This is a genomic window from Nocardia sp. GTS18 (assembly GCF_013839555.1).
GTDB classification, from domain to species: Bacteria; Actinomycetota; Actinomycetes; order Mycobacteriales; family Mycobacteriaceae; genus Nocardia; species Nocardia rosealba.
The window spans coordinates 205,686-224,499 of sequence record NZ_JACBIU010000001.1 but is presented as its reverse complement, the minus strand read 5'-3'; the positions used below and the strand labels follow the sequence as shown (position 1 = coordinate 224,499).

Genomic DNA, 18,814 nt, shown 5'->3' with positions numbered 1-18,814 from the left:
TCCTCCTGCCGCGTCAGTCGAGAAAAAGGTCGAGCGTCGGGGCGTCGCCGCCGCCGTACCGGGAAAGGTCGTCGACGCCTGCGGCGGTGAGTACCTCGGCATCGATGTAGCAGTGGCCGCTGGTGTCGCGCGCCGGGCGCGACAGGATCTCGATCGCCGCGTCGGCCATGATCTCCGGGCTGCGGGCGGAGCCGATCAGCTGTTCGCCGTCGGCCATGTTCGCGACGGCGGAGGTGGCGATATAGGTCTGCGGCCACAGGCAGTTCACCGCGATCCCCGCCTCCGCGAACTCGGCCGCCCACCCGAGCGACAGCAGGGTCATGCCGTACTTCGACAAGGTGTAGGCCGGGTGGGCGCCGAGCCAGCGCGGATTCATGTTCACCGGTGGCGACACGGTGAGCACATGGGGGTTGGCCGACGAACGCAGGTGCGGCAAGCAGGCTTTGGTCAGCAGGAAGGTCCCGCGCAGATTGATCTGGGCCATCAGGTCGAACTTCTTGGCCGTCAGCGCCTCGGTCGGCTCGACCGCGATCGCGCTGGCGTTGTTCACGCAGATATCGATCCCGCCGAATCGTTCCACCGCCGTCTCCACCGCACGCTGGACATCGGCCTCGTCGCGGACGTCACCGACCACCGCCACGGCCTTGCCGCCGGCGGCTTCGATCGCGGCGACGGCGGTGTGCACGGTGCCGGGCAACCGGGGATGCGGTTGTGCCGTCTTCGCCAGCACCGCAACGTTTGCGCCCTGCCTGCCCGCAGCGAGGGCGATGGCGAGCCCGATGCCTCGGGAGCCGCCGGAGACGACCAGCGTTCGGTCGGTGAGAGGGGCGCGCTCGGTGGACATCGATCTCCTCTAGGTGGTGAGTCCGCTGGTCAACGCGGCGTTCCCCTCTGATGGTATTGGCATTCTCATTTTTTGCAAGTACCGTATTCATCGATGAACGATCCCATCCAGACCTCGTCCGGCATCCCGCTCTCGCCGGTCTACGGACCGGCGGACCTGGCCGCCGAACCGCCCGCACCGGGCGGCTTCCCTTTCACGCGCGGCAATTTCGCCACCGGCTACCGGGGGCGACTGTGGACGTTTCGCCAGTACTCCGGGTTCGGGACGGCGGAGGAGTCCAACCGCCGGTACCGCTATCTGCTCGACCAGGGCGGTACCGGGCTGTCGGTCGCGCTCGATCTACCGACCCAATGTGGTTACGACTCCGACGATCCGGAGGTCACCGAGGAAGTCGGGCGGGTCGGCGTCGCCGTCGACACTCTGGCCGACGCCGAAGTCCTCTTCGACGGCATCCCGCTCGACAAGATCAGCACCAGCTTCACGATCAACGGCACCGCCGCGATCCTGCTGGCCTTCTATGTCGCGGCGGCCGAGAAGAAGGGTGTGCCGCGTGAGAAGCTCACCGGCACCATTCAGAACGACATCCTCAAGGAATACGCCTCGCGCGGCACCTGGATCTGGCCACCGGAACCGTCGCTGCGGCTGATCGCCGACACCATCGAGTTCTGTGCGGCCGAGGTTCCTCGATTCAACGCGATCTCGGTGGCGGGCGCGCACTTTCGCGACGCGGGCGCCAATGCCGTGCAGGAGATGGCGTTCACCCTCGCCGACGGCGTCACCTACTGCGACACCGTGGTGCAGCGCGGCCGGATGACGATCGACCAGTTCGCACCCCAGATCTCGTTCTTCTTCTACACGCACGGCGACTTCTTCGAGGAGATCGCCAAATACCGTGCGGGGCGCAGACGTTGGGCCACGCTGGTGCGCGAGCGCTACGGTGCGAGTTCGGACAAGGCGTCGATGTTCCGCTTCGGCTGTGTGGCAGGCGGGGCGTCGCTGTACGCGCCGCAGGCGCAGAACAATCTGGTGCGGGTCGCCTACGAGGCGATGGCGTCGGTGCTCGGTGGCGTCCAGTCGATGTTCACCGCGGCCTGGGACGAGCCGTTCGCGCTGCCGAGCGAGGAATCGGCCACGCTCGCGTTGCGCACCCAGCAGATCCTGGCCTACGAAACCGGGGTCACCAAGGTCGCCGATCCACTCGGCGGTTCCTATTTCGTCGAGGCGCTCACCGACGCGACCGAGGCCCGCATCGTGGCGATCATGGACGACCTCGAGCGCCACGGCGGCATGGTCCGCGCCATCGAGGACGGCTATCTGCAGGGCCTGATCGCCGACGAGGCCTACCGGATCCACCAGGACATCGAGGCGGGCACCCGGCCGGTGGTCGGGGTGAACCGCTTCGTCTCCGACGAGCCCGCCCCCGAGATCGCGACCTACGAACTGGACGCCGAGGGCCGCGATCTGCAACTGAAGCGGCTGGCCCGGGTGAAGACCGAGCGCGATCCGGCGGCGGTCCGGGCCGCGCTCGCCGCCTTGTCCACGGCCGCCGAGGGAAACGAGAATCTGATGCACTACCTGATCGACTGCGCCACCGCGTATTGCACGGTGGGGGAGATGACCGGCGCCTTGAAGCGGGTCTGGGGCGAGTTCCAGCAGCCGGTGGTGTTCTGATGAGCGCGCGCGTGCTGATCGCCAAACCCGGTCTCGACGGGCACGATCGCGGCGCGAAGATCGTCGCCCGGGCCCTGCGTGATGCCGGTTTCGAGGTGGTCTACACCGGCATCCGGCAGCGGATCGAGGACATCGTGTCCATCGCGCTGCAGGAGGACGTCAGCGTGGTGGGCCTGAGCATTCTGTCCGGCGCGCACATCGCACTGACCACGCGCACCGTCGAGGCCTTGCGTGCGGCCGAGGCGAGCGATATCGCGGTGATCGTCGGCGGGACCATCCCGGGCGCCGATGTGCCCCGGTTGCTCGAAGCGGGTGCCGCCGCGGTGTTTCCGACCGGCACGTCGCTGGAGACACTGGTGGCCGAGATGCGGGCCCTCACCGACGTGATGACAGGGAGCAGCTCGTGCGAATCGGAGTGATGATCGGGCCGGAGAAGGGCGACGCCGCCCGCAAGCTCGCCCGGATGCTGGACGACATCGCCTGGGCCGAGGCCGCCGGGCTCGACACCGCCTGGATTCCCCAGGTGCCCAACGATTTCGACGCGCTCGTCACCGTGGCCCTGATGGGGCAGGTGACCACCCGGATCGAATTGGGCACCGCGGTGGTGCCGTTGCAGGCCCAGCACCCGATCGCCCTTGCGCGCCAAGCACTCTCGGCACAGGCGGCGGCGGGCGGACGGTTGGCGCTCGGCGTCGGCCCCTCCCATCATTGGATCGTGTCCGACATGCTCGGACTGCCCTACGAGCGGCCCGCCGCCTACACCTCGGACTATCTCGACGTCCTCACCCCGGCACTGCGCGGGCCCGGCCCGGTAGACGTGGAGAACGCGACGTTCACCGTGCACAACCCGCTCGATTTGGGTCCGGTGGCGCCGCTGCCGGTACTGATCGCCGCCCTGGGGCCGGTGATGTTGCGGATAGCGGGGGAACGTACCGACGGCACGGTCCTCTGGATGGCCGACGAGCGAGCGGTGGGCGACCACGTGGTCCCCCGGATCACTAAGGCGGCCGAAACAGCGGGCAGGCCGCGGCCGCGCGTGGTCGCCGGCCTGCCGATCTGCCTGTGCCGACCCGACGAGGTTCAGGAGGCCAAGGCGCGGGCCAACCGCATCCTCGGCGAGGCCGAAGTGTCACCCAACTATCAGCGGCTGCTCGAGGCGGGCGACGCGCGCGATATCGGCGACATCTGCGTGGCCGGTGACGAACAGGCCGTCGCCGCGGGCCTCCGGCGCTACGCCGACGCGGGCGCCACCGACATCTCGGTACGTCTGCTTCCCATCGGCGGCACCCGCGACGAACTGGTCGCGTCCAAACGCCGCACGAGGGAGATGATCGCCGCACTCGCTCAGGACCTGCGGTGATCGGCCTGCGCGGCGAGGCGGGTGGCACCCGCGACCGGCCCGACGCGGCGCGAACCGACGGCCCGCTGGCCGGTATCCGGATCCTCGAGGTGGGAACCATGCTGGCCGGGCCGTACGCCACCATGCTGCTGGCCGATCTCGGCGCGCAGGTCACCAAACTCGAACCACCCGGCGGCGACATCTCGCGGCAGGTCGGCGACAGCTATTTCGCCAGCCTCAACCGGGGCAAACGCAGTATCTGCCTCGATCTGACCACGCCGCAGGGGCAGGACCAGCTCGGTGAGTTGGTGACCGATGCCCATGCGCTGCTGGTGAATCTGAAGCCCTCGGCCATCCACCGACTCGGCCTCACCTACGCCGCGCTGCGGCGGTGGAACCCGAAGATCGTGTGCGTGGCGATCACCGGTTTCGGGCTGTCGGCCGGTGACGACCCCGCCTTCGACTACGTGATCCAGGCGGCGACCGGAATCGCCGCGCTGACCGGGGATCCGGCCGGGCCGCCGACCCTGCCCGGCTATTCCTCGGCCGACAATTCCACCGGACTGGCCGCGGCCCTCGGCCTGCTCGCCCAGATCGTGTCCGGCCTCGGTGGTCAGGTGGAGGTGTCGCTGCGCGATGTGATGCTCTCGCAGCTGAACTACCACGCCTCGGCCTTCCTCAACGACGGGGTGACCCCGCAGCGCCGCCCCTTCGGTGCGCACACCTATTACGTTCCCGCCCAGATCTTTCCGACTGCCGAGGGGTATCTCGCGCTGTTCATCACCCACGACGGGTTCTGGCGGAGCTTCGCGGGGGAGGCGAAGGTCGCGGGCTTCGCCACTATGGCCGAGCGGGCAGCGCGGCGCGACGAGGTACTGGCGGCCGTCACCCACGCACTCGCCGCCGACTCCGCGCGCGGCTGGGAAGCGCGCCTGCGCCCGCTCGGCGTGCCTGCCGCCGCGGTGCGAACCCTGCCCGAGGCGCTGGCGGCCACACCGGAAGTCCTCGTCGACGCCGGTGAGCACCGCCTGGTCGGCAGTCCGATCCGGATCGCCGGTCAAACACCGCGCTACGGACCGCCGCCGCGCCTGGGCGAACACAACATCTGAGCCGACCCCGGCCCCGGGAGGAGATCCCGAGGCCGTCGCGCTCACTCGTAGCGCACGGTCGTCTCGTCGCTGTCCGGAACGGCCTGGCAGGTCAGGACATAGCCGTCGGCCACCTCGTCGTCGGTGAGCGCGTCGTTCACCCGCATCGTCGCCGAACCACGGGTGAGCACGGCCATGCAGGTGGCGCAGTTGCCCGCTTCGCAGGAGAACGGCGGCGTCAAGCCCGCGCGCCGCGCGCTCTCGAGCAGCGTCTCGCCCGCATTGCGCGGCACGGTCGTGGTCGTGCGGCCGAGGATGATCGTGACGGTGCCCGCGGCGGCGGTGGGCGCGGGTTCGGCGACGGGCACCGGCTCGGTCGTGCCGAACCGCTCGCTGTAGACCTGGCCGGGCCCGGGCAGCGCGTCCTCGACCATCGCCATGAACGGTTCCGGACCGCACAGATAGCTGTCGGCGGCTACGTCGGGACCGACGAAGGCGCGCACGGCGGCCGGATCCAGCAGTCCGCGTTCGGCATCCAGATGCCGGGTCACTTCGAGCCGGCCGGGATAGCGCGCCACCAGATCGTCGAGAGTCGAATCGAAGATCGCCGACGCCCGGTCCCGGTCGGCGCACAGCAGCCGCACCCGGCGATCGGTGGTGGCCAGGGCGCTCTTGGTCAGGGACAGGATGGGCGTGATGCCGCTGCCGCCGCAGAACCCGAGCAGCGCGCCGGAACTGGCTCGCAGGCAGAAACGCCCTGCGGGCCTGCTGATCTCGACCTCGTCGCCCTCACCGACCCGGTCGATCAGCCAGTTCGACACCGCGCCGCCGGGTACTCGTTTGACCGTTGTCATGAGCTCGGCGTCGGTCTCGGGCGCGCTCGACATGGAATAGGACCGGAACAGCTCGGTGCCGTCGACCCGCACCCGGAAGGTACAGAACTGCCCGGCCAGATAGGGCATCGGACCCGAGTGCGGTGCCAGGACGAAAGTGCGGGCATCCGCTGTCTCCTTGATGATCCGGGTCACCGTCGCCCGTTGGAACAGGGGAGTTCTCGCCATGGACCGGCTCCTTCTGGTATGAAGATTCTTATGGAAAGAGAATACTATTCTCTCTCGCGAGATGGGATCTTCTCAATCCCGGCCGTGGAGGCGAGATGAACGACCGGATCGCGCTGAGTTTCGACGATCGGCACTACACCCACGCCGAACTCGACGCGCTGACCGCCGGACTGGCCGAGACGCTGACCGAACGTGGTGTGCGCCAGGGTGATCGGGTCGCGCTGATGTCGTCGAACCGGCCGGAGTTCGTGGTCGCGGTCGGTGCGATCTGGCTGACCGGTGCGGCGGTGGTGCTGCTGAGCCCGGCCTGGAAACGCGACGACGTGCGGCACGCGCTGGCCGTCACCCGACCCGCCCACGCCGTCGGCGATCAGCCGGTGCTGGCCGAGGCGATGCCCATGCTCTCGCTCGACCGGCCCATCGCGCCCGGTTCGACGAGCTTTCCGCCGCCTGCTCCGGAGTCGGATGCGGTGCTCGTCTTCAGTTCCGGCACAACGGGTTTGCCGAAGGCGGTCCGGCACACGCACGCATCCTTCGACGCGGCGGTGCGGCACTGGCGCACGGCACTCGGATTCGGGGCCGAGGACCGCATCCAGATCGTGACACCGCCTTCGCACATCCTCGGTCTGCTCAACATCGTGCTCGCGCTGCGCACCGGTGCGTGGGTGCGGCTGCATCGCCGTTTCGAGCTGGACCGGATGCTGCGCCACATCGAGGCCGACCGGATCACGGTGGAGATGGCGGTGGCCCCCATCGCGCTCGCGCTGGCCGCCCACCCCGACCTGGAGTCCTACGATCTGTCCTCGCTGCGCTACATCATGTGGGGTGCCACCCCGGTGACGGCGAGTGTCGCGGAGACGGTCACCCGTCGCACCGGCGTGGGCTGGGTGCCCGCCTACGGTGCCAGTGAGCTCCCGGTGATCGCTTGCAACCCGCTCGACGGCGCACGATTGGACAGCGTCGGCCGACCCGTGCCGGGCGTCGAGATCCGGGTGGTCTCGACGATCACCGGAGCCGAGGTCGAACCCGGCGAGATCGGCGAAATCCAGGCCCGCTCACCGTCGTTGATGGCCGGGTATCTGCCCGAGGAGTCCACTGCGGCCGCGTACGCCGACGGTTGGTACCGGACCGGCGACGTCGGCTACCTGGACAGCGACGGTTGGCTACGGATCACCGACCGGCTCAAGGAGATGATCAAGGTGCGCGGTTTCCAGGTCGCGCCCGCCGAGGTCGAATCCGTGCTGCACAGTCATCCGGCGGTCCTGGACTGCGCGGTGTTCGGTGAACCCGACGCCGCCGACGGCGAACAGATCGTCGCCGCTGTGCTCGTCGACGGCGCGGTCACCGCCGAGGAACTCGTCGACCTGGTCGGCACCCGCCTCGCCTCGTACAAGCGTCCGCGCCGAGTGGTGTTCGTCCCCGAAATCCCGCGTCTGCCTTCGGGCAAGGTGCTGCGCCGAGAACTGAAGGAGCGTCATGGACGTCCGGCTGACCTCTGAACAGCGGCAGTTGCGCGATGCCGCCGCCGACCTGGCCGCCGACCTCGGCCCCGGCACCGTGCACGACCTCGCCGACGAGGCGCGCGTCGAGCGGCTCGACAAGGCGGTCGCGCGGACCGGATGGCGCGCGCTGCGCTCCGACGGCGCCTCCGGTGTCGAAGTCGCGATCGTGGCCGAAGAATTCGGCCGCGGGCTGGTCGACGTGGCGTTCCTCGGCCCGGTGCTGGTCGACGACATCCGGCCCACGTCAGCCGATGACGCGCTGTGCACGGTCGCCGTCGACGGTCGCGCGGTCGATGCCCGCGGCAGCACCCACGCCCTGGTGCTGCGGGAGGAAACCATCTGGTCGAGCGCGATCGGCCCGGTCGCCACCGGTGCCGATCCGACCCGGCCCGAAGCCGAACTGACGGGCGCACCGACCCTGCTCGCCGAGCTGTCCCCGGCCCAGGCCGCGCAGTGGCGATCGCTCGCGCTGGTCGCCACCTGCGCGGACCTGGTCGGCGCCGCACGCGGAGCCCACGCACTCGCCACCGAGTACGCCAAAGTCCGTGTGCAGTACGGCAAGCCGATCGGCTCCCACCAGGCGGTAGCGCATCTACTGGCCGAGGGACTGGCGCTGATCGAAGGCTCGGTGAGTGTGCTGCGGCACGCGGCATGGGCGGTCGACGAGCTGTCTCCCGACGAGGCGGTGCGGGCGGCCGTCATCGCCAAGCTGTACTGCGCCCGCGCGGCGCGCACGGTCTGCGAGACGGCGGTGCAGGTGCACGGCGGCATCGGAAACACCTGGGAGTGCCTGGCGCACTTGCACCTACGGCGGACGCTCACCTCCACCGAGCTGTTCGCCACGAGCCTGGAGGAGATCGACAGTGGACTTTCGTGATTCGCCCGAGGAAGCGCGATTCCGCGATCGGCTGCGCGGCTGGCTGGCCGAGGTCGCCGGGCAGTTCCCGACCTCCGGCGACGAATACTGGGCCACCCAGGGAAAATGGCACCGGGCGCTGTATTCGGCCGGGTTCTTCGGGTTGTCCTGGCCCCGCGAATACGGCGGCCACGACCTGCCGCCGGTCTACGACGTGATCCTCGACGAAGAACTCGCGCGTGCCGGTGCGCCACCCCGGCCCAGCCTCGGCTACCTGATCCAGGGGCTCGGCAGGCACGCCGACGCCGAACTGTGCCGTCGATTCCTGCCCGGGATGATCGACGGCACCCAGCGCTGGTGCCAGGGGTTCAGCGAACCGGAGGCGGGCTCCGATCTGGCGTCGCTGCGGACCACCGCCACCCGCGAAGGTGATTCGTATGTCCTTCGGGGACACAAGATCTGGACGAGCTACTCCGATGTGGCCGACTGGTGCCTGCTGCTGGCGCGCACCGATCCCGACGTGCCACGGCACAAAGGCATCTCGGCCTTCGTGGTCTCGATGAAGCAGCCCGGCGTGCGGCAGCTGCCGCTGCGGATGATGAGCGGGATCACCACCGAGTTCGGCCAGGTGCAGTTCGACGGCGCCCGCGTGCCCGCCGATCAGATGGTCGGTGCGCCCGGCGACGGCTGGGCGGTGGCGATGACGGTGGTCGGGCACGAGCGCGAACCGTCGACGCTCGGCTACACCGCCCGCTACGGCAAACTCGTGCGCCGGCTCGCGGCGCGCACCACCGGCGCGCTGCCCGCCGAGCTGGCCTGGGCCGTGGTGCAGACCGAGATGCTGCGCCTGCATGTGCGCCGCAGGCTGTCCGAACAGCTCGACGGTGTCTCGCACGGGCCGGAGGGCTCGCTCGACAAATTGCTCATGACCTGGGTGGAACAGTCCGTCGGCCACGCGGCCCTCGCGGTCGGTGGCACCCGTGACCCCGAGCTGCTCGGTGCCTATCTCTACAGCCGCGCGCAGAGCGTGATGGGTGGCACCGAACAGATTCAGAAGAACATCATCGCCTCGCGCATTCTCGGATTGGGAGCCTGACCATGTATGACCTGCCCGTCGAGATCGACGTCCGGGCCGAGGGGCCGCTGCGGATCATCACGCTGAACCGCCCCGACGCCCTCAACGCCGTCAACGACGATCTGCACACCGGTCTGGCCCACCTGTGGCCGCGCCTCGGCGAGGACCGCGACGCCCGCGTCGCGATTCTCACGGGCAGCGGGAAGGCCTTCTCGGCGGGTGGTGACTTCGGTTATCTCGCCGAGCTGAGCCGCGACGCCGAGCTGCGGGCGAAGACGATCGCGCACGGCCGCGACATCGTGCTCGGCATGGCGCGCTGTCGCGTTCCGGTGATCGCGGCGGTCAACGGTCCCGCGGTCGGCCTCGGCTGCAGCCTGGTCTCGCTCAGCGACATCGTCTATATCGCCGAGACGGCGTATCTGGCCGACCCGCACGTCCAGGTCGGGCTGGTCGCGGCCGACGGTGGCCCGCTCACCTGGCCGCTGCACACCAGCCTGCTCTTCGCCAAGGAATTCGCGCTGACGGGTGCGCGTATTCCGGCCGAACGGGCCAGGGAGATGGGGTTGGTCAATCACGTGGTCGCCGACCCGATGGCCGAAGCTCTGGCCTGTGCCGAGCGCATGCTCGCGTTGCCGAGGCAGGCGGTGGAGAGCACCAAGCGCCTACTGAATCTGCATCTGGAACGCGCGGTGCTCGCCAGTCTCGACTACGCGACCACCGCCGAGGACCTGTCGTTCCAGACCGCCGATTTCCACGCGACCATCGAACGCCTCACGGCCGGAAAGAAATAGCGGAACCCGTGCCTCAGGCACGTCATGAACCGGCGCATGACCGAGGGTGCCGAACGGCGTCCGCCTGGACGACCGGAGAACGACCGCGGCACGAGGAGGAGTCGATGAACGGCGACCTGCCCGAGGACATCGTCGAGCTGATCGGGCTGGCGCGCACCGGTTCGGTGCGCGCGGCGGGACGCCTGCTCAGCCTGGTGGAGAGCGCACACCGCGCACAGGTGCTGAGCCGACTCGAGCCGGTGCCGGTGCGGGTGATCGGGCTGACCGGGCCACCGGGCGTCGGCAAGTCCACCACCGTCGCGGCGCTGGTCACCGGCTATCGTGCGCGGGGTTTGCGCGTGGCGGTGCTCGCCGTCGATCCCTCCTCGCCCTACAGCGGTGGTGCGCTGCTGGGTGATCGCATCCGGATGGCCGCGCATATCGGCGATCCGGGCGTGCTGATCCGCTCGGTGGCCGCGCGCGGGCACCTCGGCGGGCTCGCGGCGGCTGTGCCCGCGGCGATCCGGTTGCTCGGCGCGCTCGGTTACGACGTGATCCTGGTGGAGACGGTCGGGGTGGGGCAGTCCGAGATCGAGATCGCCGCCGTCGCCGATCCGGCGGTGGTGATCCTCAATCCCGGTGCGGGAGACGCGATTCAGGCGGCCAAGGCGGGACTGCTCGAGGTCGCCGACATCCTGGTGGTGAACAAGGCCGACCGCGACGGGGCGGAGCAGACCGCCCGGGAACTCCACCTGGAGACCGGTCTGCCCATCCTGCAGCTGATCGCCGCCCGTGGCACCGGAATCGAGGCGTTGATCGACGCGATCGAGGTCCATCACCGCGCCGATTCCGCCGCGCGGGGTGCCGCACGGGCGCGTGCGCAGATTCTGTCCCTCGCGCAGTCGCGGCTGCGGGCCCATCCGGGTCTGGACGAACTCGCCGCCGCCGTCGCGACGGGTCGTGACGATGCCTACAGTGCGGCCGAGCGGTTGCTGGCCGCCGCCGTAGACCAGGATCGGTGACCGGTCGTCCTCACACGGACTGTGCCGCACTTTCCGGCGAAAACTGTTGTGCGGCAGCACTGTCGAAGCGCAGGAGCGCTTCCTGTGCGAATGACGCCACGAGTTCGCCTGCCGCGGTGAGCACGTCGCCACGACCGAAACAGCGACCTCGGGCCAGCAGCGGGCTGTGCTGACGCAGCAGCAGCCAGTCGTCGGTGCGGAACGGCCGGTGGAACCACAGGGTGTGAGCGGTGACGGCGGAGGTGAACACCGTGCCGTTGCCGCGCTGATTCACGCCCTCGAACGGGCGAAGGGCGGTGCCGATGAGGGTCAGGTCGGTGGCGTAGGCAGTGAGCGCGGCGGCGAGTTCGACGCCGACTTCCGGTGTGCGCATCCAGAATTCGTACTCCGGTGGTTCCGCCGTGGTGGCGTCGAGGTCATCGACGGCGCGCGTCTCCCAGGGCAACAGGTCGAAGCGCACCCGGTGTTCGGGGCCGGGTAGGTCGGCGATGCCGTCGACCCGTTGATGCTGCGGACCCTCCTCCTCGATGTGCATGGACACCGAGGCGCCGGCGACGAGCCGCCCGGACTGTGTGGCCGTGATCGCCAGGCTCGCGAACGAGCGGCCTTCGTGCAGACGGGCCACTTCGTACCGGAGCGGCTCGTCGTAACGGCCCTCCTTGGCGAACAGGGTGTGGATCGATTTCACCGTCTTGTCCGGGCAGGCGAGCTCCGCCGCGCGGACGAATTGCCCGAGGATCTGCCCGCCGAACAGCCTTCGATAGGTGAGGGGTAGATGGACCCCGTCGAAAAGGCCAGGCGGGAGATTCATTGTGCCGGTGTCGGATTCCGGAGGGCGCAGGTCCAGGCATTCGAGCAGGGGGTTCCAGAGATCGTCCATACATTCAGTGTAATTGAAGTTCTCTCCCGGAGAGAACTACATTCTCGCCGCAGTGCTGACACCGGATGTGCAGAATTCCCAGACTTCCTCGGGCGTGAGCGAGGACTCGTCGGCGCCGTCGGCCTGCGCGGTGAACATGACGGTCTGCATCGTGATCGCCGCGATCCGGCGGGGATTCAGGCCGGGCCGCAGCGCGCCCGCCGCGGCGGCGTCGCCGACCAGCTCGACGAAGAGGCCGAGCAGCGGGGCATGCGCGGCTTCGACGTGGGCGGGATGGGTGACCAGCAGCCGCGGCGCGAAATCGGTGAACAGCGGATCCCGCCCGCCCGGATCGTCGCGGCACAGCGCGAACAGCAGCCGCACGGCGACCGCGAGCCGCCCGAGCGGATCCGGTTCGGCCGCGACGGCGGCCCGGATCCGCTCGGCCGCCCGGCCGAGAGCGTTCTCCAGCAGGGCGAGCAGCAGCGCGTTCTTGCCGTCGAACTGCAGATAGAAGGTGCGCAGCGACTGGTGTGAACGCTCGACCACCTCCTGCACGGTGAAATCCGTGCTGCCGTTCTCACTGATGATCGCCAGCGCCGCGTCCAGAAATCGCTGCACCCGCTCGCTCACAGCCCCACCAGCCGTGGCGCCGTGCCCGCGACCCGGATGGTCGCACCGGCTTCGCGGAGGAGTTCACGGGAACTGCCGAGCAAGCCGTCGAGCACGAGTACCCGCCGGATGTGGCGGTGCAAGGCGTGCTCGGCGGTGAAACCGATACCGCCGAGCGTCTGCTGGCAGTGCCGAGCCGTTACCAGCGCGGCCCGGCCCGCCGCGGCCTTGGCCAGCGCCGAACCGAGATCGCCGGTGGCCGCGGTGAGGGTGGCCTCGGCTCCTTCGACGGCGACGAAGGCTTCGGCTAGCCGGTGCCGGACGGCCTGGAACGAGGCGATCGGACGGCCGAATTGGACGCGATCGAGCGCGTGCGTTCGGGCGAGCGTGAGCATCGCCCGGCTCGCACCGGTCAGCCACCAACCCACCGCGACCCGGCCCGCGGCGAGAGGAACCGCGCCACCCGTCGACATCTCCCGCAACGGCAGGTCGGGATCGAGGAGCGCGCTGTCGGTCGAGTCGGCCCGCTCCCAGCGCACCCAGCGTCCGCCGGCGTAGGGCAACGTGAGCGGTCCGGTGGCAGCGGCGTGCTGGAGGCCGCCCTGCGCGCGGATCACGTCGTCGAGCAGCGGGGCGTGCGCGCCTGTCTCCCCGAGCAGCCGGAACACCAGCGGCACAGCGGAATCGGCTGCCTCGCTGAGCATCTCGTGCCAGCCGAGGTCGACGAGCGCGGCGTACAGGTCCTCACCTGTCGCACCGGTCATCGCCGCGCGCAGGGTGCTGGCGAGCAGATCGAGATCGGCGGCATCCATGAATCACTCCTTGCCCAGGTCGAGTAGTCGCCGGGCAATGATGTTGCGCTGGATCTCGGCGGTGCCGCCGTAGATCGTCGCGGCCCGCGAGTACAGAAACTCCGGGCGCCACGGCGAATCGGTGAGTTCGACGACACCGGGCAACAGTTCGCGGACGGTGTCGAACAGGTGCTGTTCGGCGGTCGCGAGCAGCACCTTGTCCACCGAAGTCTCCGGCCCGAGTACCGCGCCCGCGTCGAGCCGCTCCTGGGTGGCCAGCGAGCGGCAGCGCACGGTGTGCAGCGCGAGATATACGGCGCCGAGTTCGGCATCGTCGGGTTCGCTCGCCTGTGCGAGCAACTGGTCGAGCCGGGTGTAGAGGTAGGCGATCCGATGCCAGAAGCACGTGGAGCGTTCGTGCGGAAGCAGATCCATCGCCACCCGCCACCCGTCGCCCGGCCTGCCGAGCATGCGGTCGGCGGGCACGACCACATCGTCGAAGTACACCTCGGCGAACTCGTCGATGCCGTGCATCGTGCGCAACGGCCGCACGGTGATGCCGGGGGAGTCCATGTCGACGAAGAACGCGGTGATCCCGTCGTGCCCGATTCCGGTGCGGGTCAACAGCACACAGCGTTGCGCATACTGGGCCAGGCTCGTCCACACCTTCTGGCCCGAGATCACCCAGTGCTCACCGCGTCGCTCGGCCTTGGTGCGCAACGAGGCGAGATCGCTGCCCGAGCCCGGTTCGGAGAATCCCTGACACCATTGCTCACGCCCACTGAGCAGGCGTGGCACCATCCGCGCCGCCAACTCCGGTGGGGCGTAGGAGATCATCGTCGGGGCGAGGACCTCGATCATCGAGAAGATCCCCGGCTCGGCCAGATCGCGTGCGGCGACCTCTTCGCCGAGGATCGCCCGCAGCACCGGCCTGCCACCGAGCCCGCCGACCTCGACGGGCCAGCCGTAGCGCATCCAGCCCGCGTCGTAGAGCGCGCGCCGCACTCTCGCCAGTTGCGCGACCTGGTCGTCGAGCGATCGGTGCGCGCCGGGGGAGAGGTCGTTGGTGTCGAGCCAGGCCCGCAGCCCGGCCCGGAAGTCGTCGCGGTTCACGCACTCGGTCGGTGGAAGGCGTGCGGGCGGCCGGAATCGTGGTCCCCGTTGCGGCGGATGAAGGTCATGGCCCTGGTACGCAACCGCCAGCCCGTTCCGGTGCGGACATAGGTGTCGCGGTAGTAGCCGATGCGCATGTCGTGGGTCGACTGCTCGACGAAGCACAGCGGCTGCGTGCCCGAGGCGGTGTCGCCGTCGATCTCGAGGGCCGGAGTCCCGGTGAGGAACAAGCCCTTCGGTGCCGCCGCGACGAGGTCGGGGAACTCGTCGAGCGGATAGGTGTCGCCGAAGGCGCTGTAGGTTCCGTCGGGGGTGAAGACCGAGACCAATCCCTCGATATCGCCCTGGGTGATGGTCACCGCGTAGCGCGCGAGCAACTGTTCGAGCGCGATCACATCGTCACTTGTGGACATGGACTTTTCCACCTTTCATCACGAACCGCACCCGCTGGGTGACGGTGATGTCCTGGAGCGGGTCGCCGGGGACCGCGATGATGTCGGCGAGCTGACCCTCGGCCAGCCGGCCCCGGTCGGTGACATCGATCAGTTCGGCGGCCGTGACGGTCGCGGCGCGCAGCACGGCCAACGGGCTCATGCCACGCTCGACGAGCGCGACCAGCTCGTCTGCGTTGCGGCCGTGCGGTATCGCCGGGGCATCGGTGCCCACGGCGATCTTCACCCCGGCCCGGTAGGCGGCCAGCACCGAGGTGCGGGCGCGCGGGAACATCTGCGCGGCCTTGGCCTGCAGTTCCGGCGGCGCGTTCGAGACATCCATGGCATCGGCCAGGCGCGTGGTCGGCACCAGGTAGGTGCCGCGCCGGGCCATCAGCGCGATGGCGTCGTCGTCGACCAGGAAACCGTGCTCGATGCAGTCGATACCGGCCTCCACGGCGGCGCGCACGGCGTCGGCGCCGTGGGTGTGCGAGGCCACCCGCAGTCCACGCCGGTGCGCCTCGTCCACGATGGCGCGCAGCTCCTCCATCGAATAGTGCTGTGCCCCAGGAGCGCCCGTCATCGACATGACCCCGCCCGAGACGCACACCTTGATCAGCTGAGCACCGTGCTTGATCTGGTACCTGACCGCCTTGCGCACCTCGTCGACACCGTTGGCGATGCCCTCCTCGATGCTGAGGTCGAGCACGTGCGGCGCGAACGCGGCGAACATCGTCGGGTCCAGATGCCCGCCGGTCGGGGTGATGGCGTGGCCGGCGGGCACGATCCGTGGGCCGTCGACCCAGCCCGCGTCGATGGCCTTGCCCAGCGCCACGTCGAGCAGATAGCCACCGGTCTTCACGAACAGGCCGAGGTTGCGCACGGTGGTGAAACCCGCGCGCAGCGTGCGGCGGGCATTGCCCACCGCACGCAGCATCCGCAGCGGCGGATCGTCCTGCACGCTCGAGGCCAGCCCGGTCTCGCCGCGCCCGCCCATCAGGAGGTTGACCTCCATATCCATCAGGCCCGGCAGCAGGACGACCGGACCCAGCTCGATCACCTCGCCCTCCGGTTCGCCGCCGATACCGACGATCCGGTCGCCCTCGATCCGCACCACGCCGGGCCGGACGATCTCTCCGGCGTCGATGTCGAGCAGCCCCGCTGCCAGCAGCGTCAGCACGGTCAGACCACCGGCTCCCGGATCAGTTCCACCATGGCCGCGCCGCTGTCGGGTACCCGCGCCTGCTTCCAGACCTCCACGGGGAAGGACACATTCACCAGCGCCTGCATCAGATGCATCAGGGCGCGCGCGTCGGCGGGCAGATCGGCCAGGGGGAACTTGTCGCAGTAGGTGATCGCGTCCTCCAGCCGGGGGAACGCGGTGTCGTAGAAGTCCTGCATCTCGGGCATGCCCGAGGCCAGACGTTTGGCGTAGCGCTCGGGTTCGGTGGGCAGCGCCCACGCGGCGAAGCGTTCCAGATCGGCGAATTCAGTGGGCAGCAGCGGCATCTCGGTACTCCTTGACCTTGTCCTTGGCGACCTTGTGCAGGTGGCGCAGCAAGATCTCCTGATCGTTGAGGGGGAAATCGGACACGACGCGGGTGGCCAGCATCGTCTGGGTGGCTTCGAGGGTGTTCGCGTCCTGCAGCGCGTACTCCTTGAAGGTGACGGCGGCCAGTTCCTGCGCGAGCCGGTCCCTGGCGGTCTTCGGGGGCACGAAGTAGAGGTTCGCCTCGAAGATGTGCCGGTCGACCGCCGTCGGCCAGTAGTGGTAGGTGAGGTACCAGCCCGGCGCCCAGAACAGCAGCGACATATTGGGGAAGATCTCGAACTCGTCCACGCCCCAGGCGCGGTGGCCGCTCGGGTTGATCCCCTCGGGCAGGGTGTCGAGACCGTCGATATCGGGGCGGTCCCACGGCCCGAACAGGCCGCTGCGCAGTACCCGCTCGATCGGCTTGACCATCTTCGGATCCTTCGGCGGGGCCATACCGCCCCACGAGGAGATCATCGAATGGGGGCTCTGCAACTGGTAGTGCAGCGCCTCGTAGCCGACACCGGCCAGCTTGTCGGCCTCGTCCTTCACCGCCTGCTTCATGTGCAGGATCGGTGCGTGGTAGAACTCGGCGAAGGCGTCGATGAACAGCTTCCAGTTGCTGCCGATCTCGGCGCGGTAGCTGTAGACCTCGGTGAACTCGTGGAACGGGTAGCCCTGCACGCCGGTGATCAGGGGGCCGAGATACTCGGTCAGCGGCGGTGCGTCCTCGTCGAGATTGACGAAGACGAATCCCTCCCAGACTTCGCAGCGCACCGATTTCAGGCCGTAGAGCTGCTTGTCGAGGTCGAAGAACTCCTTCTCCTGCTGGACGAAGTTCACCTCACCGTCGAGGCTGTAGCGCCAGGCGTGGTACTTGCAGGTGAACTGGCGGCAGGTGCCCGAGGTCTCCTCGTTGGGGAAGTCGTCCCACACCAGCTTGTTGCCGCGGTGCCTGCAGATGTTGTGGAACGCGCGAACGACACCGTCGGTGCCCTTGACGATGATGAGCGAGGTGCCCACACAGGCGAGTTCCCTGGTGAAGTAGCTGCCACCACGCGGGAGCCGTTCTACGCGGCCGACATTGAGCCAGCTCTTCTTGAAGATGGCGTTGCGCTCGTCCTCGTAGAAGGCCGGATCGATGGAGTCGGTGTAGTCGACCGGCTCGGTACCGAGTTCGGGGTAGTGCTCCGTCCAGCTACCCGCGGCCGGTTTGGTGAAGTGGGGCAAGGGTTTACCTTTCCGTCTGTTCGACTTCGACGCCGAAGGTGTTGAAGGCCATGGCGACCATGCAGTAGCCGCCGACCGTGAAAACCAGGTCCATGCACTGCCGTTCGTCGAGCCAGGTGCCGAGCGCGGCCCACGTGGCGTCGCTGAGGTTCGAGGTGGCATCGAGTTCGTCGGTGGCGTCGAGGATCACGCGATCGAATTCGTCGGTGCTCGGTCCGCCCTCGACCGCCGCGATGTCGGCGGCCGTCAGCCCGACGGCCTCGGCCGTGGCCACATGGTGGTCCCACTCGTAGGCGCAGCCGCGCCGGTGCGCGACCCGCAGGATCGCCAGCTCGCGAACCCGGGGCGGCAGCGTGGACCGGAACAGCAGGTGCACACCGAGACCGAGGTAGGCCCGGGTCAGGTCGGGGTGCCGGACCAGGGTGGCCAGCGCGTTTCCGGCGCCGGCCGGGTGCTGCCGTTCGCGCGGGATCATCCCGGCCAGGGCGCCACGGACCTGGTCGTCCCAACGGTCCGCCGGCAGCGGTGGTAACCGCATCGATTCCGCCTCTCGGGTAGGAGAATTACATTCTCAGATTTGAACTGTAAGGTTTCCATGAGTTGCCGACCGAGTCAACGCCCCATTGATTCTCTCCGGGTGAGAAGCTAACTTTCAATTGACGAGAACGACACTTTCATCGAAGGGAGATCCATCATGACGGCAGCGCCACTGCGTCCCGGGGATCAACTCGCCAGCACCGTCTGCGGCACGCGGGTCGTGGTGATCCGGGTGCCTGCCGACCGGATCCCCGTGCTCGCCTGCGGTGCGAGCCCGATGGTCGCCGCGACCACCGTCACCGCCGCGCCGGCCGTCGGGGGCGGCGCGGCGGTCACCCTGCTCGGCAAGCGCTATGTCGACGCCACCGACAGCGTCGAAGTGCTCTGTACCGCACCGGGTTCGGGCGCGCTGAGCTGTGACGGCGAGCCGATGACGATCAAAGCGGCCAAAGCGCTGCCCGCCTCGGACTGAGGGGAACGGG

The 18,814-nt window shown here is 69.0% G+C and carries 21 protein-coding genes; 10 read left to right on the top strand and 11 right to left on the bottom strand.

Annotated features, from left to right (window positions below; translation table 11 throughout):
- Window positions 1-13: 13 nt before the first annotated feature.
- Window positions 14-844, bottom strand: coding sequence for an NAD(P)-dependent oxidoreductase (locus HYG95_RS01075; RefSeq protein ID WP_181696128.1), 831 nt, complete (start codon window positions 842-844; stop codon window positions 14-16).
- A gap of 93 nt (window positions 845-937) precedes the next feature.
- On the opposite strand from HYG95_RS01075, the gene HYG95_RS01070 reads away from it, so the two are divergent.
- The 4 genes from HYG95_RS01070 (at window position 938) to HYG95_RS01055 (ending at window position 4,963) form a co-directional block, all read left to right on the top strand.
- Window positions 938-2,515, top strand: a complete 1,578-nt coding sequence (locus tag HYG95_RS01070; RefSeq protein ID WP_181696127.1) for a methylmalonyl-CoA mutase family protein — start codon at window positions 938-940, stop codon at window positions 2,513-2,515.
- Window positions 2,515-2,934, top strand: coding sequence for a cobalamin B12-binding domain-containing protein (locus tag HYG95_RS01065; protein WP_181696126.1), 420 nt, complete (start codon window positions 2,515-2,517; stop codon window positions 2,932-2,934). The genes HYG95_RS01070 and HYG95_RS01065 overlap by 1 nt, the downstream gene beginning before the upstream one ends.
- A complete protein-coding gene (locus tag HYG95_RS01060) occupies window positions 2,919-3,875 on the top strand; it encodes an LLM class F420-dependent oxidoreductase (RefSeq protein WP_181696125.1) in 957 nt (318 codons plus the stop codon). The genes HYG95_RS01065 and HYG95_RS01060 overlap by 16 nt, the downstream gene beginning before the upstream one ends.
- A gap of 98 nt (window positions 3,876-3,973) precedes the next feature.
- The gene (locus tag HYG95_RS01055) at window positions 3,974-4,963 is read left to right on the top strand and encodes a CoA transferase (RefSeq protein WP_220138961.1); all 990 of its coding nucleotides are present in this window, start codon (window positions 3,974-3,976) and stop codon (window positions 4,961-4,963) included.
- 41 nt (window positions 4,964-5,004) lie between these two features.
- Here HYG95_RS01055 and HYG95_RS01050 read toward each other — a convergent pair whose 3' ends face one another.
- Entirely contained in the window at window positions 5,005-6,003 is a 999-nt protein-coding gene (locus HYG95_RS01050; protein ID WP_181696123.1) for a ferredoxin--NADP reductase, read from the bottom strand.
- Window positions 6,004-6,098: 95 nt separating this feature from the next.
- Between HYG95_RS01050 and HYG95_RS01045 the strand changes: the two genes are divergently transcribed.
- The 5 genes from HYG95_RS01045 to meaB all read left to right on the top strand — a co-directional run bounded on the left by HYG95_RS01045 (window position 6,099) and on the right by meaB (window position 11,228).
- Window positions 6,099-7,502, top strand: a complete 1,404-nt coding sequence (locus HYG95_RS01045; RefSeq protein ID WP_181696122.1) for a class I adenylate-forming enzyme family protein — start codon at window positions 6,099-6,101, stop codon at window positions 7,500-7,502.
- Window positions 7,480-8,382, top strand: coding sequence for an acyl-CoA dehydrogenase family protein (locus HYG95_RS01040; protein WP_181696121.1), 903 nt, complete (start codon window positions 7,480-7,482; stop codon window positions 8,380-8,382). The genes HYG95_RS01045 and HYG95_RS01040 overlap by 23 nt, the downstream gene beginning before the upstream one ends.
- Window positions 8,369-9,457, top strand: a complete 1,089-nt coding sequence (locus tag HYG95_RS01035; RefSeq protein ID WP_181696120.1) for an acyl-CoA dehydrogenase family protein — start codon at window positions 8,369-8,371, stop codon at window positions 9,455-9,457. Before HYG95_RS01040 ends, HYG95_RS01035 begins: the two co-directional genes overlap by 14 nt.
- A 2-nt stretch (window positions 9,458-9,459) precedes the next feature.
- Window positions 9,460-10,227, top strand: coding sequence for an enoyl-CoA hydratase/isomerase family protein (locus tag HYG95_RS01030; RefSeq protein WP_181696119.1), 768 nt, complete (start codon window positions 9,460-9,462; stop codon window positions 10,225-10,227).
- Window positions 10,228-10,331: 104 nt separating this feature from the next.
- Entirely contained in the window at window positions 10,332-11,228 is an 897-nt protein-coding gene (gene meaB / locus HYG95_RS01025) for a methylmalonyl Co-A mutase-associated GTPase MeaB (protein ID WP_181696118.1), read from the top strand.
- A 10-nt stretch (window positions 11,229-11,238) separates the two neighbouring features.
- Here the strand turns inward: meaB and HYG95_RS01020 are convergent, their stop codons facing one another.
- Genes HYG95_RS01020 through HYG95_RS00980 form a run of 9 tightly spaced genes read right to left on the bottom strand, consistent with a single transcriptional unit; the run spans window position 11,239 to window position 18,333 of the window.
- Entirely contained in the window at window positions 11,239-12,108 is an 870-nt protein-coding gene (locus HYG95_RS01020; RefSeq protein WP_181696117.1) for an acyl-CoA thioesterase II, read from the bottom strand.
- Window positions 12,109-12,144: 36 nt separating this feature from the next.
- The gene (locus tag HYG95_RS01015) at window positions 12,145-12,720 is read right to left on the bottom strand and encodes a TetR/AcrR family transcriptional regulator (RefSeq protein WP_370465631.1); all 576 of its coding nucleotides are present in this window, start codon (window positions 12,718-12,720) and stop codon (window positions 12,145-12,147) included.
- Window positions 12,717-13,511 carry an acyl-CoA dehydrogenase family protein gene (locus tag HYG95_RS01010; protein WP_181696116.1) on the bottom strand — a complete coding sequence of 265 codons (795 nt, stop codon included), beginning with the start codon at window positions 13,509-13,511 and terminating at the stop codon, window positions 12,717-12,719. The genes HYG95_RS01015 and HYG95_RS01010 overlap by 4 nt, the downstream gene beginning before the upstream one ends.
- Before the next feature lie 3 nt (window positions 13,512-13,514).
- Window positions 13,515-14,603 (bottom strand): acyl-CoA dehydrogenase family protein, encoded by a 1,089-nt coding sequence (locus HYG95_RS01005; RefSeq protein ID WP_181696115.1) that lies wholly within the window; start codon window positions 14,601-14,603, stop codon window positions 13,515-13,517.
- Window positions 14,600-15,016, bottom strand: a complete 417-nt coding sequence (locus HYG95_RS01000; protein ID WP_181696114.1) for a nuclear transport factor 2 family protein — start codon at window positions 15,014-15,016, stop codon at window positions 14,600-14,602. Before HYG95_RS01000 ends, HYG95_RS01005 begins: the two co-directional genes overlap by 4 nt.
- Window positions 15,003-16,214: an amidohydrolase family protein gene (locus HYG95_RS00995; protein ID WP_181696113.1), complete on the bottom strand. Its 1,212-nt coding sequence runs from the start codon at window positions 16,212-16,214 to the stop codon at window positions 15,003-15,005. The genes HYG95_RS01000 and HYG95_RS00995 overlap by 14 nt, the downstream gene beginning before the upstream one ends.
- Before the next feature lie 2 nt (window positions 16,215-16,216).
- Window positions 16,217-16,543, bottom strand: coding sequence for a hypothetical protein (locus HYG95_RS00990; protein ID WP_181696112.1), 327 nt, complete (start codon window positions 16,541-16,543; stop codon window positions 16,217-16,219).
- Window positions 16,524-17,795 (bottom strand): aromatic ring-hydroxylating dioxygenase subunit alpha, encoded by a 1,272-nt coding sequence (locus tag HYG95_RS00985; protein WP_181696111.1) that lies wholly within the window; start codon window positions 17,793-17,795, stop codon window positions 16,524-16,526. The genes HYG95_RS00990 and HYG95_RS00985 overlap by 20 nt, the downstream gene beginning before the upstream one ends.
- A gap of 4 nt (window positions 17,796-17,799) precedes the next feature.
- A complete protein-coding gene (locus HYG95_RS00980) occupies window positions 17,800-18,333 on the bottom strand; it encodes a carboxymuconolactone decarboxylase family protein (protein ID WP_181696110.1) in 534 nt (177 codons plus the stop codon).
- Window positions 18,334-18,489: 156 nt separating this feature from the next.
- Here HYG95_RS00980 and HYG95_RS00975 point away from each other — a divergent pair, with 156 nt between their 5' ends.
- A complete protein-coding gene (locus tag HYG95_RS00975) occupies window positions 18,490-18,804 on the top strand; it encodes a hypothetical protein (protein ID WP_181696109.1) in 315 nt (104 codons plus the stop codon).
- Window positions 18,805-18,814: the final 10 nt, after the last annotated feature.